Here is a 13,280-nt window from a genome sequence, read left to right on the forward strand (position 1 = left end):
AAATGACAGAAAGGAACATTTCATATGCAAACTTCCATTTCAACTTCAACGATTAAAAAGTTTCTCATCTGGGCTTATGGCATAGGTTGGTTTCTTATGATTTTCTTATGTTATTTCTCTCAGCAAAAGCAAAATGTCATAGCCTCGGTCTTCTCTATTTCCGCTATGTTTGCGCCGAGTATCGCCGCTCTTCTTTCTAAAGCGCCCATAAAAGAGGTTGGCTGGCGACCTAACTTTATCAAAAAGTGGAAATCTTATGCTGCGGTTTGGCTCTGGCTTGCCTTTTATGTTATCTTTGGTGCGGTGGTTTACTTCGCTATCTTTCCTCAGCACTTTTCACTAGCCTTTAGCCTACTTGCTAAAAGCATTGGAACTAGCGATCCGGCTCTGGTTCAATCCACAGCTTGGCAGTATGTCTTTAATTTTCTAACGTGGATAAATTTACTTTGTATCATTCCAGCTTTAGGTGAAGAGTTAGGCTGGCGGGGTGTGCTCTATCCTTATCTGAAGGAGCGCTACGGTCGAACCAAGGGGCGCATCATTGGTGGTCTGATTTGGGCTTCGTGGCATTTGCCTATATTACTGTTTGCGGACAAATTATCACTAGACACCATTCTCTATATCTTTCCTTACTATATTATGGCGATTACTATGGGCTTCTTGTTAGATATTTATTATGTAAAAAGCAAATCCATTTGGTTGCCTGCTTTTGGTCACTCCACTATTGATACACTTGGCCCCCTGACTTCTTTGTTGGTCGCAGGCAATGTCAAACCTCTTGCCTATCTCGGGCCTGGAGCCAATGGGCTATTTGTAGGCTTACTAGCCATTGTAGTGGTTACTTGGCTAACCAAGCGGGAGGCGAAAGAAAACTAGAATTAAAAAAAAGAAAGGAGCATTTTATATGCAAAACACAATTTCAACTTCAACCATTAAAAGGTTTCTAGCTTGGGCGTTTGGGCTCGCTTGGCCAGGTATGCTAGCCATAGCTTACTTTTATGCGATCAATCAGAAACTTGTCGGTAACATTTTATCCGCAAGTGTGGTAATGTTCGCCCCTATGGTGGCTGCTTTTTTGGCCAAAGCTCCTGTCAAGTCTATCGGCTGGAAATTGAAGCTCGCCAGTAAATGGCGCGATTACCTAGCCTGCTGGTTAGCCATTTGTAGCATTATACTTGGCGGCGCACTTGTCTATTTTGCTGTCTTTCCGCAGCATTTGGCTTTTGCCCTGAACCCACAAGTCGCCCTTCAAATTTTAATGATTTTTACGGTCTTAACTCTAGTCGTCAGTCTTTCTGGCTTGGGCGAGGAAGTCGGCTGGCGGGGTATTCTCTATCCTTATTTGAAAGAGCGCTTCGGACGGACTAAGGGACGCATCATTGGTGGTCTCATCTGGGCTATTTGGCATTTTCCTGTCAATATGATTGGAGCAGGGACGTTGGGTGAGCGTTTCTTAAATTTAATTCCCTATTATATCATGGCTATTTCTTTTGGGATTATCCTTGATATTTACTATGTACGTAGCAAAACCATTTGGCTGCCAGCCTTTGGACATGGGGTCATTGATGCCGTTGCCATGATAACTACCGTTTTCACTGTTAGTGGGGTAGAAACGTTTAAATTCCTTGGTCCTAGTCCAACTGGACTTTTTGGCGCTCTCATTGCTCTTGTCATTGCCGTTTGGCTGACCAAGCGCGAAGAGAGAGAAAGTCAGCAGGGGATTTCTTAATCTTTTTTAGGTGATTTTTCTACCACTTACTAGCGCAATCTAACCACTTACCAAAAAGAGCTTGAGTTGGTGTACTTCTTTTGTTAGGATAAGGGTGTAGGGGAAAATACACCTTAAGGAGGTCACACATGACACATACTTATCAAAAGACAGCCCATCGCTCTAGTCTGGAAATCTTGCAAGAAGAAGCAGGGGCAAAAAATTGGTGGCTGAGCCTGCCGCTGGCTTTTCTTGCGATTGCTGCGGGAAGCCTCATCAGCGGAGCTTTGTCCCAATGGCTCTTGCTGCCGAGCATGACGGACGCCAATCGCTTACTGATAGGCATCGTTTCTTTATCCGTCTTTTTAGGTAGCAGTTTACTCATCATTCTCTTCGTCGCTAAATTTTGGGAGCGGCGCAGCCTTGCCAGTTTTGGACTTTGGAAGGAAAAATTAGGGTTCAATCTGCTGCTTGGTACAGCACTGGGTTTCTTCTTAGTCCTTCTGGCTGTGGGCTTCAATCTGCTCGGCGGACAGCTCCACATTCAAGTCGAAAAGCAGTTCAATCTAGGAATTTGGCTCTTTTTCCTGGTCAATTTCTTCTTTCAGGCGCTGGCTGAAGAGATGATTTACCGCGGCTTTGTCATGAACAAACTCCGCACCAAGCTGGACTTGCTACCGGCTGTCCTGCTCAACTCCCTGCTCTTTGCGGTTATCCACATTTTTAAAGGTGGAACGCCCGTCCTTTATATCCTCAATGTCTTTCTGACCGGGATTTTCCTTTCCCTCCTTTTTGCACTGACGGACAATCTCTGGCTGGTCATAGCGCTGCATGCGGCTAATAACATGATTTATCTAGGTGTCTTTGGAGTGATTGGGACGGGCAACAATCTCCAGCACGGTAGTTTCTTACAGACGACTTTGACCAGTCAAGCCAACAGTTTCTTAGCAGGAACGCCAAGCGAACCTCTATCAGGCGGGCTGATAGCAGTCATCGTTATGGCGCTGGCTGCTCTTCTCACCGCCTATCTAGCCAAGAAAAAGCAAGTGTTTAGCTAAGCCCTCCTTGTCTTTTATCCTCAAAAACAGTATAATGGAGAAAAGAATTTGAAAGTTCTCTAAATAGTTTTAGGAGGATTGCTGGCAGAAAATCTTGTCCGTTTGAGTAGCGCCTTGCTTACATTTGTAGGAGCCATGACTTATCTAGAGCTAGTTGCTTTGTTTGTCCTTAGTTAGAAATCAATTTTAAGAGGTATCAAAATTGGGAATTAGTGAAACCATGAAAGCCCTAGCTGATCCAGTTCGGCGGGAAATATTAGAAATATTAAAAAAAGGTCCTAAGTCGGCTGGTGAAATCGCTCAAGTCTTCGATTTGACGGGAGCGACGGTATCCTACCATTTGTCCCAGTTGAAAAAAGCGGGGCTCATCTATGAAGAACGGCAGAAAAATTACATTTACTACCATTTAGATGCTACGGTTTTTGAGGAAATTTTGGTCTGGATTGCCGCGCTAGGAGGGAAAAATAATGAAAACGAAACTGAGAAATAACCTTAGAGAATTGCTGCTGACTTTCTTGGTTATTTGGCTGCCACTTGCTTATGCCTTATGGATTTATCCTAGTTTGCCAGAGAATATTAGGATCAATTTCACGTCGCCGATTAGCCGGACATTTAAGTATGTACCCAAATTTCTCTTTATCTGGGGTCTGCCAATCTTTATGACTTTGGCACAGCTGATTGTTTATGGGGCAACGGCTTACCGAGAAATCACCAAGCCAGCTTTTGCCCGCTTCGTCCTTTGGATTGTTCCCTTGACCCATATCATTGTCTATCTTTCTATTTTGTTCTATGCTCTCGATTCTCACTTCAATGTTAATAAGATTGCCTTGATTTTTTCAGGCTTGATGTTTATGATTTCTGGGAATTATATGCCCAAGAAAGTGGTGGTGGAAGAAAAACCAGCGCCGCGTTGGCTAGCCTACCTCTTTATCCTGGTCGGATTGACAGCCGTACTAGTGGGACTCTTTCTTTTGTAAATTAAGTGAAAACAAAGTGCACAGATTGTGCGCTTTTGTTTAGTCTCATTCTGACTCTTTGTCAACTGTAGTGGGTTAATGAGAAGTTATAATCTGGAGAGGACTAAATCAGTCCTCTCCTTTTTGATGTTCAAAGCTATGATTTCTTTATGAGTTCCAGCATCTAGAACATCCAAGATTATGATGTTAGGGTCTTTTATTCCCAGTAAGTTTGTGGTAAAATTGAACTGTTCCATAAGAGTCTTTCTAATGATGGTTTTGTCGCTTTTCATTATAGGTCTTATGGGACTTTTTTCTACAACAAATAGGCTCCATCATTCCTACAGTGGTTTTACCCACTACAGAAATTATAGAGCCGTTTTTTATTGCAGTAGAGCTTGATGATTTTTAGATTGAAGTTGTTTAGAAAAAATTCGAAATAGATTTGACAGAAAGAAAGGAAAGATGTATAATCTATTTAGAAAAAAACCAAAACAGTTTAGGAGAAAAAACGATGATTTCCATTCATATCTTGATTGCTATGCTGCTGATTTTAGGGACAGTCCTTGTTCCTTTGGTTTATTTTAAAAAGACCAAGCACATTTCTCTATTAGTCTTTCTTTTAGGGGGAGTCAGTTTTTATTTATCGAGTCAGGTTCTGGAAAATATCTTGCACCGTATCGTTTTACAGCCTCAGGCTGATGGGACTATCGCTTTGCAGACGGAAAAACCTTGGCTATATGTTCTTTATGGTATTGCTGCGGCAGCTATCTTTGAAGAAACAGCCCGCTGGGTCATCTTTTACTGGCTGCAAAAGAAGCGTCCACTGACCTTTAGGGATGGTGTGGCCTATGGCTTGGGGCATGGTGGTATTGAGGCTTTGTTTGTTGGTATTGTCAGTCTCTTAAACTTTTGGGTTATAGCTCAGGTAGTGACTCAGGGGAATGCCCAGACACTGGCTCAAATTCCTCAAGCAGTTATTGACAATGTCCGTTCCATGAACGCTGGCAGCATCTATCTTTTGGCTTTTGAACGGATCTTGGCTATTCTCATTCAAATCCTTCTGACCTTCTGGGTTTGGAAAGCGGTCAAGGAGAAGGCTCCAGTGTATTTTTTAGCCGCTCTGGGACTTCACGCCCTGATTGACTTAGCGCCTGCTCTGGCTCAGGTAGGCTTTCTTCCGCCACTGGCTGTTGAGGCTCTGCTCTTAGTAGAAGTAGTGGCACTAGTCTTTCTGACCAAGAAAATTTTGAAAGTTTACCTGAAAGAAAGGTCTAATCATGGGGATCAGTCAAACGCTTAAAGCTCTAGCTGACCCAGTTCGAAGGGGGATTCTGGAAATGCTCAAGCATGGTCCGAAGTCTGCAGGGGAAATTGCCCAAGCTTTTGAGCTGACGCCTGCGACGGTATCCTACCACCTCTCTCAGCTAAAGAAAGCCGGTCTGCTCATAGAAGAAAAGCAGAAGAACTTTATATATTACAGTTTAGATGTCACTGTTTTTGAAGAAATTCTTGTCTGGTTTCAATCTCTTGGAGGAGGAAAAGAAAATGAAAAAAAATAGTTTTCAAGAATTAGGCTGGGCGCTTTGCGTCATGCTCTTGCCAGTTTTATATGCCATCTGGGTCTATCAGAAGTTACCAGAAAACCTAGCTATTCACTTTGACTTATCTGGAAAAGGTGATTCCTTTTTACCTAAGTTTTTAGTAGTTTCGGCTTTTCCAATTGTCATGATGCTGCTAGAAGTCATGATCTATTGGACAACCATTGCCAAAGATATCTTGAATAGAACCTTTAAGCACCTTATTCGCTGGGTCTTTCCCTTTAGCTTTGTCTTACTCTATATGGCGACTATCTATGGGGGCTTAAATGAGGAATTTGATATCCGTAAAATAGCAGCCATGATGGTTGCTTTGGTTTTCATAATAGTAGGCAATTACTTGCCCAAAAAAGTACAGGCTAACAGAAATCCCATGAATAGAAAATGGGCATACCTCTTTATTTTGTTAGGATTTCTTACTTTTACAGCTAGCATTTTCTATTTGTAAGCGAATTTATGCTATAATGGTATCAAGTATCAAATAAAAGGGTTATCATGATTACCAAGGAGCATTATCAATTTATCCGGCAGCACCCTGCCTTTGTCAATCTGCCAGTGGAGCTTTTCGATAAATTAGCAGTGGAGATTCAGTATCGCAAGATTCCAAAAGGGCAAATTATCTTTTTTGCAGGAGACCGACGAGAGCGCCTTTTTCTCTTGTCTCAAGGCTATGTTCGGATTGAGCAGTATGATTCGACAGACACATTTTCTTATATGGATTATGTCAAGAAAAACAGTGTTTTCCCTTATGGAGGTATGTTTTTTGATGAGCGCTATCATTACACAGCCAGCGCTGTCACCAATGTCGAATATTTGTCCATTCCTATCGATTTGTTTGAAGATTATTCAAAGAAGAGTGTGGACCAGCTGTTGTTCATTACCAAGCGCCTATCGCAAATCCTGGAATTTCAGGAACTTCGTTTGCGCAATGTCGTAGCAGCTAGTGCAAGCGAGCGTATTATCCAGTCTCTGTCGCTGCTCTGCATGGATTTGTGCAAGGAGGGGGATAGCCTGCCCTTTCCTATCAGCATGAAAGAACTGGCTAAGCTAGGAGCCACAACTCGGGAAACGGTCAATCAAGTTCTGAAAAAGCTCTTAGATGAAGGTCGGATTGAATACCAACATAAAAAATTAACTTTTAAAGAGAAAGAGTATTTTATGAAATACCTTGCTGGAAGCTAATCGGTTCTGATTAGCTTCTTTTTTGCTTAATAAATTCAAAATATTCTAATATTAACCGTGTATTGATTTTATTTTAAAAAATAAATATTCACAAAAATAATATAATACGTAAAATATTCAAAGAAAACGCTTTAAAGAAGAATATTATAAAAAAAACTACGAAAAAAAGCAAAGGATTTGGCATTTGTAGTGTAGATTTTTTCTTGAAAGCGGTAGCATTAAATGCTAGAATAGTACATGTAAACGGGCTTAGAAAAACCTAAACCGCAAAGAAAAAGGAGGATAGTAGATGTCTACACATCCAATTCGTGTTTTCTCAGAAATTGGAAAACTGAAAAAAGTTATGTTGCACCGCCCTGGCAAGGAGTTAGAAAACTTGCAGCCGGACTACTTAGAACGTCTTCTTTTTGACGATATTCCTTTCTTGGAAGATGCACAAAAAGAACATGATAACTTTGCTCAAGCGCTTCGTAATGAAGGAGTTGAGGTGCTCTATCTTGAGCAGCTGGCTGCTGAGTCACTGACTTCTCCAGAAATCCGCGAGCAATTCATCGAAGAATATCTGGAAGAAGCCAATATTCGAGGCCGTGAAACCAAGAAAGCAATTCGCGAACTGCTTCGTGGTATCAAAGATAACCGAGAGTTGGTTGAAAAAACGATGGCAGGGGTTCAAAAAGTTGAATTGCCAGAAATTCCTGAAGAAGCAAAAGGCTTGACGGACTTGGTGGAATCTGATTATCCATTCGCTATTGATCCAATGCCAAACCTCTACTTCACACGTGACCCATTTGCTACGATTGGTAATGCTGTATCGCTCAACCACATGTATGCAGATACTCGTAATCGTGAAACTCTCTACGGTAAATACATCTTCAAATATCACCCAGTATACGGTGGAAATGTTGAACTTGTATATAACCGTGAAGAAGATACACGTATCGAAGGTGGGGATGAACTGGTTCTTTCAAAAGATGTGCTGGCGGTTGGTATTTCACAACGTACAGACGCAGCTTCTATCGAAAAACTCTTGGTCAATATCTTCAAGAAAAATGTTGGCTTCAAGAAAGTTTTGGCTTTTGAATTTGCCAACAACCGTAAGTTCATGCACTTGGACACTGTCTTCACTATGGTTGACTATGACAAATTCACGATTCACCCAGAAATCGAAGGCGATCTTCGCGTTTACTCAGTAACTTATGTTGATGACAAACTTAAGATTGTTGAAGAAAAAGGTGATTTGGCAGAAATCTTGGCAGAAAACCTTGGTGTGGAAAAAGTTCACCTGATTCGCTGTGGCGGTGGCAATATTGTAGCTGCTGCGCGTGAGCAGTGGAATGACGGTTCTAACACCTTGACCATCGCACCTGGTGTGGTAGTGGTGTATGACCGCAACACCGTTACTAACAAGATTTTGGAAGAATACGGCTTGCGTTTGATTAAGATCCGCGGAAGTGAATTGGTTCGCGGTCGTGGTGGACCACGCTGTATGTCTATGCCATTTGAACGTGAAGAAATTTAGGAATCCAGTATTTTACTAATACTCAAAGAATAGAAAGAGGAAATAATAGAATGACACATTCAGTATTCCAAGGACGTAGCTTCTTAGCAGAAAAAGACTTTAGCCGTGCTGAGTTAGAATACCTTATCGGTCTTTCAGCTCACTTGAAAGATTTGAAAAAACGCAATATTCAACACCACTATCTTGCTGGCAAGAATATCGCTCTCTTGTTTGAAAAAACATCTACTCGTACTCGTGCAGCTTTTACAACAGCAGCTATTGACCTGGGAGCACATCCAGAATACCTTGGTGCTAACGATATCCAGCTTGGCAAGAAAGAATCTACAGAAGATACTGCTAAAGTTTTGGGCCGTATGTTTGACGGGATTGAATTCCGCGGTTTCAGCCAACGCATGGTAGAAGAATTGGCAGAATTCTCTGGTGTTCCAGTATGGAATGGTCTGACAGACGAATGGCATCCAACTCAAATGTTGGCTGACTACTTGACTGTTCAAGAAAACTTTGGCCGTCTGGAAGGTTTGACATTGGTATACTGTGGTGATGGACGTAACAACGTTGCCAATAGCTTGCTGGTAACAGGAGCTATCCTTGGCGTCAACGTTCACATCTTCTCACCAAAAGAACTCTTCCCAGAAAAAGAAATCGTTGAATTGGCAGAAGGCTTTGCGAAAGAAAGCGGCGCACATATCCTCATCACAGAAGATGCTGACGAAGCAGTTAAAGGTGCTGATGTTCTTTACACAGACGTTTGGGTATCTATGGGTGAAGAAGACAAGTTTGCAGAACGCGTTGCCCTCCTCAAACCTTACCAAGTAAACATGGATTTGGTGAAGAAGGCTGATAACGAAAACTTGATTTTCTTGCACTGCTTGCCAGCATTCCACGATACAAATACTGTTTACGGTAAAGATGTCGCTGAAAAATTCGGTGTAGAGGAAATGGAAGTAACAGACGAAGTCTTCCGCAGCAAATATGCTCGTCATTTTGACCAGGCAGAAAACCGTATGCACACAATCAAAGCGGTTATGGCTGCAACTCTTGGAAACCTCTACATTCCAAAAGTATAATCTTATATAAGAAACCGTCTACCAACAGCTATGAGGGCTGCGACTAATAGCTTTAGTCCGGCCCTCTTTTATATGATAAGAAATGATCATTTTCTTATTGAAAATTAAAAAATCTACTAAAATAAATTGGAAGCGCATTCATCAAAGCGCAATTAAGGAGAATTTAATGGGAAATCGTAAAATCGTTGTAGCCTTGGGAGGAAACGCCATCCTTTCATCTGACCCATCAGCGAAAGCACAGCAGGAAGCCTTGGTGGAAACTGCTAAACATTTGGTAAAATTGATAAAAAACGGGGATGATCTTATCATTACCCATGGAAATGGTCCACAGGTAGGGAACTTGCTGCTGCAACAGTTGGCAGCAGACTCTGAAAAGAATCCTGCCTTCCCACTAGACTCTCTTGTGGCTATGACAGAAGGCAGTATCGGCTTCTGGCTGCAAAATGCTTTGCAAAATGCTCTCTTGGATGAAGGTATCGAAAAGAATGTTGCTTCTGTTGTGACGCAAGTAGTAGTTGATAAGAACGATCCAGCCTTTGTCAACCTCAGCAAGCCAATCGGTCCTTTCTACTCAGAAGAAGAGGCAAAAGCAGAAGCTGAAAAGAGCGGAGCGACTTTCAAAGAGGATGCTGGCCGCGGTTGGCGTAAGGTCGTTGCTTCACCAAAACCAGTGGATATCAAGGAAATTGAAACAATCCGTACGCTTTTGAATCAAGGTCAAGTAGTAGTAGCTGCGGGTGGCGGCGGAATTCCTGTCGTCAAAGAAGACAATGGCCATCTTACTGGTGTTGAAGCTGTTATTGACAAGGATTTTGCTTCTCAGCGCTTGGCAGAGTTGGTTGATGCTGACCTCTTCATCGTCTTGACGGGTGTGGACTATGTCTTTGTTAACTACAACAAACCAGACCAAGCAAAATTGGAGCATGTGAATGTTGCTCAATTGGAAGAATACATCAAGCAAGAACAATTTGCACCAGGCAGCATGCTTCCAAAAGTAGAAGCAGCTATTGCCTTTGTCAATGGCCGTCCAGAAGGTAAAGCAGTTATCACATCTCTGGAAAATCTTGGTGCTCTGATTGAGTCTGAGAGCGGTACGATTATTGAAAAAGGCTAGACATAGAACTGATTGAAAAGCGATAGCAAGTAATCTCTATTGCTGATGGAAGTCTTTTCCTGAAAACCTATGATTATTTTCAAAAATACTGGTTTTTTCAATGTTAATATGGTAAAATAGAAGCAAAGTAAGCGTTTTCTTGTTTACTCATACAGGGAAATGTAGGTTCGTAACCTCGTTAAAAAATTTTTAGGAGGGAATACAAATGAGTGAAAAAACAAAAAAAGGGTTTAAGATGCCTTCATCTTACACCGTATTGTTGATAATCATTGCCATTATGGCAATCTTGACTTGGATTATCCCAGCAGGGGCTTTTGTGAAAGGCGTTTATCAGCCTCAACAACAAAATCCGCAAGGGATTTGGGATGTCCTGATGGCGCCGATTCGTGCTATGCTGGGTACGCACCCAGAGGAAGGCTCCTTGATTAAGGAGACAAGCGCAGCCATTGATGTTGCCTTCTTCATCCTCATGGTTGGTGGTTTCCTTGGTGTTGTCAACGAAACTGGTGCTTTGGATGTAGGAATTGCCTCTATCGTTAAGAAGTACAAGGGTCGCGAAAAGATGCTGATTGTTGTCTTGATGCCTCTCTTTGCTCTTGGTGGTACTACCTATGGTATGGGTGAGGAAACCATGGCCTTCTATCCGCTTTTGGTGCCGGTGATGATGGCAGTTGGTTTTGACAGCCTTACTGGGGTGGCTATTATCCTGCTGGGTTCGCAAATCGGATGTTTGGCTTCTACGCTAAATCCATTTGCAACTGTTATCGCTTCAGAGGCTGCTGGTGTCGGAACTGGTGAAGGGATTGTCCTTCGTCTCATCTTCTTGGTTATTCTTACTGCTCTCAGCACTTGGTTTGTTTACCGCTATGCAGATAAGATTCAAAAAGATCCGACCAAGTCATTGGTTTACAGCACTCGCGAAGAAGATTTGAAACACTTTAACGTTGAAACTTCTTCATCTGTTGAGTCAACTCTGAGCAAAAAACAAAGAACTGTCCTCGTTCTGTTCATTTTGACATTCGTTATTATGGTATTGAGTTTCATTCCTTGGACAGATCTCGGTATTACTATATTTAAGGACATCAATACTTGGCTGACTGGTCTTCCAGTTCTTGGTAAGATTGTTGGTTCATCTACTTCTGCACTGGGTACTTGGTACTTCCCAGAAGGAGCTATGCTCTTTGCCTTCATGGGAATCTTGATTGGTGTTGTGTACGGTCTCAAGGAAGACAAAATTATCTCTGCCTTTATGAACGGTGCAGCTGATCTGCTTAGCGTAGCCCTAATCGTAGCAATCGCCCGTGGTATCCAAGTTATCATGAATGACGGTATGATTACAGACACTATCCTCAATTGGGGTAAACAAGGACTCAGCGGTCTATCATCACAAGTATTTATCGTCTTGACTTACATTTTCTACCTGCCAATGTCCTTCCTTATCCCATCATCATCTGGTCTAGCCAGTGCAACTATGGGAATCATGGCTCCAATGGGAGAATTTGTCAATGTCAAAGCTAGCTTGATTATCACAGCTTATCAGTCTGCTTCAGGTGTGCTGAACCTGGTTGCACCAACTTCTGGTATCGTTATGGGAGCCTTGGCACTCGGACGTATCAATATCGGAACTTGGTGGAAATTTATCGGCAAGCTGATTGTAGCGATTATTGCTATCAGTATTGGTCTTTTACTCCTAGGAACTTTCTTACCGTTCCTATAAGCTAGAAGCTGAGGTGATTCCATGAAAAAATTTATAACGGAAGAGATTAAAGAAGATTTTCTTGAATCTTTGAAAACAATCGTTTCCTATCCTTCAGTCCTCAATGAAGGCCAAAATGGAACACCTTTTGGACAAGCTATCCAAGATGTCCTAGAAAAAACTTTAGAAATCTGTCGAGGGCTAGGTTTTACAACATACCTCGACCCTAAAGGTTATTACGGATATGCAGAAATCGGTCATGGAGCTCAGCTCCTGGCCGTTCTCTGTCATTTGGATGTTGTTCCATCAGGTGATGAGTCGGACTGGCAGACACCTCCCTTTGAAGCCACTGTCAAGGATGGCTGGATTTTCGGTCGAGGGGTTCAGGACGACAAGGGACCTTCCATGGCCGCTCTTTATGCGGTAAAAGCATTGCTGGATAGCGGAGTAGAATTTAAAAAGCGGGTTCGCTTTATCTTTGGTACAGACGAGGAGACGCTTTGGCGCTGCATGGCTAGGTATAATCAGCTTGAAGAGCAGGCTGCACTTGGATTTGCACCAGATTCTTCCTTCCCCTTGACCTATGCTGAGAAGGGGCTTCTGCAGCTCAAGCTGGAAGGGCCGGGCTCTGATAGTTTAGAGCTTGAAGCTGGTCAGGCTTTCAATGTCGTCCCTGCCAAGGCTTCCTATTCGGGCAGCTTACTGGAGTCAGTTGTTGCAGGCTTGGAAGATTTAGGCTATGAATATGAGCGAACGGCAGAAGAAGTAACAGTTATCGGCTTGCCCAAGCATGCCAAGGATGCCGCCCAAGGAATCAATGCCATTATTCGCCTAGCCAAGGTCTTGCAGCCCTTGGATTCGCATCCGGCTCTTGCATTTCTGGCTCAGGCGGTTGGTGAAGATGCGACAGGCAGCCATCTCTTTGGGCCTGTGTCTGACGAACCGACGGGCTTTCTTTCCTTTAATGTTGCTGGTCTGACTTTAAGCTCTGACCGCTCTGAGATTCGGATTGACATGCGGATTCCGGTCTTGGCAGACAAGGATAAGTTGGTTGAAAAGCTGGCAGAAATAGCCAGTCAATACGAGCTGACCTATCAGGAGTTTGATTATTTGGCTCCGCTCTATGTACCTTTGGACAGTGAGTTGGTCAGCACCCTGATGGCAATTTATCAGGAGAAAACAGGAGACAACAGTCCAGCCATGTCGTCTGGCGGAGCGACCTTTGCTCGTACGATGCCTAACTGTGTTGCCTTCGGCGCCCTCTTTCCGGGAGCTGATCAGACAGAGCATCAGGTCAATGAACGATTGCTCTTAGATGATCTGTATCGGGCCATGGATATTTACGCGGAAGCTATTTATCGTCTAGCTACAACACCTTAAAT

General features: G+C 42.8%; 14 protein-coding genes. All 14 read left to right on the forward strand.

Annotated elements, in window-relative coordinates:
- Window positions 1-24 precede the first annotated feature (24 nt).
- A complete protein-coding gene (locus J1C86_RS03540) occupies window positions 25-876 on the forward strand; it encodes a CPBP family intramembrane glutamic endopeptidase (RefSeq protein ID WP_125348441.1) in 852 nt (283 codons plus the stop codon).
- Between the two features lie 28 nt (window positions 877-904).
- Entirely contained in the window at window positions 905-1,729 is an 825-nt protein-coding gene (locus tag J1C86_RS03545; RefSeq protein ID WP_002906987.1) for a CPBP family intramembrane glutamic endopeptidase, read from the forward strand.
- 128 nt (window positions 1,730-1,857) lie between these two features.
- Window positions 1,858-2,766, forward strand: coding sequence for a CPBP family intramembrane glutamic endopeptidase (locus J1C86_RS03550; RefSeq protein ID WP_002897963.1), 909 nt, complete (start codon window positions 1,858-1,860; stop codon window positions 2,764-2,766).
- A gap of 202 nt (window positions 2,767-2,968) precedes the next feature.
- A complete protein-coding gene (locus tag J1C86_RS03555) occupies window positions 2,969-3,256 on the forward strand; it encodes an autorepressor SdpR family transcription factor (RefSeq protein WP_002897962.1) in 288 nt (95 codons plus the stop codon).
- Complete coding sequence (locus J1C86_RS03560; RefSeq protein WP_125405684.1) at window positions 3,234-3,743, forward strand: hypothetical protein; 510 nt, start codon at window positions 3,234-3,236, stop codon at window positions 3,741-3,743. The genes J1C86_RS03555 and J1C86_RS03560 overlap by 23 nt, the downstream gene beginning before the upstream one ends.
- Window positions 3,744-4,236: 493 nt before the next feature.
- Window positions 4,237-5,025 carry a YhfC family intramembrane metalloprotease gene (locus tag J1C86_RS03565; protein WP_125405687.1) on the forward strand — a complete coding sequence of 263 codons (789 nt, stop codon included), beginning with the start codon at window positions 4,237-4,239 and terminating at the stop codon, window positions 5,023-5,025.
- Entirely contained in the window at window positions 5,003-5,284 is a 282-nt protein-coding gene (locus J1C86_RS03570; protein WP_002915637.1) for an autorepressor SdpR family transcription factor, read from the forward strand. Before J1C86_RS03565 ends, J1C86_RS03570 begins: the two co-directional genes overlap by 23 nt.
- Window positions 5,271-5,768, forward strand: a complete 498-nt coding sequence (locus J1C86_RS03575; RefSeq protein ID WP_060976303.1) for a DUF1648 domain-containing protein — start codon at window positions 5,271-5,273, stop codon at window positions 5,766-5,768. Before J1C86_RS03570 ends, J1C86_RS03575 begins: the two co-directional genes overlap by 14 nt.
- 47 nt (window positions 5,769-5,815) lie before the next feature.
- Window positions 5,816-6,502: a Crp/Fnr family transcriptional regulator gene (locus tag J1C86_RS03580; protein ID WP_125405690.1), complete on the forward strand. Its 687-nt coding sequence runs from the start codon at window positions 5,816-5,818 to the stop codon at window positions 6,500-6,502.
- A gap of 289 nt (window positions 6,503-6,791) precedes the next feature.
- Window positions 6,792-8,021 carry an arginine deiminase gene (gene arcA, locus J1C86_RS03585; RefSeq protein ID WP_002912023.1) on the forward strand — a complete coding sequence of 410 codons (1,230 nt, stop codon included), beginning with the start codon at window positions 6,792-6,794 and terminating at the stop codon, window positions 8,019-8,021.
- A gap of 50 nt (window positions 8,022-8,071) precedes the next feature.
- Window positions 8,072-9,088 (forward strand): ornithine carbamoyltransferase, encoded by a 1,017-nt coding sequence (gene argF / locus J1C86_RS03590; RefSeq protein ID WP_002897953.1) that lies wholly within the window; start codon window positions 8,072-8,074, stop codon window positions 9,086-9,088.
- Between the two features lie 166 nt (window positions 9,089-9,254).
- Window positions 9,255-10,202 carry a carbamate kinase gene (gene arcC / locus J1C86_RS03595; RefSeq protein WP_125409544.1) on the forward strand — a complete coding sequence of 316 codons (948 nt, stop codon included), beginning with the start codon at window positions 9,255-9,257 and terminating at the stop codon, window positions 10,200-10,202.
- A 205-nt stretch (window positions 10,203-10,407) separates the two neighbouring features.
- Complete coding sequence (locus J1C86_RS03600) at window positions 10,408-11,919, forward strand: YfcC family protein (RefSeq protein ID WP_125409542.1); 1,512 nt, start codon at window positions 10,408-10,410, stop codon at window positions 11,917-11,919.
- Window positions 11,920-11,940: 21 nt separating this feature from the next.
- Window positions 11,941-13,278 (forward strand): dipeptidase, encoded by a 1,338-nt coding sequence (locus J1C86_RS03605; RefSeq protein ID WP_125409540.1) that lies wholly within the window; start codon window positions 11,941-11,943, stop codon window positions 13,276-13,278.
- Window positions 13,279-13,280: the final 2 nt, after the last annotated feature.

Source organism: Streptococcus sanguinis, from assembly GCF_050220005.1.
GTDB lineage: Bacteria > Bacillota > Bacilli > Lactobacillales > Streptococcaceae > Streptococcus > Streptococcus sanguinis_Z.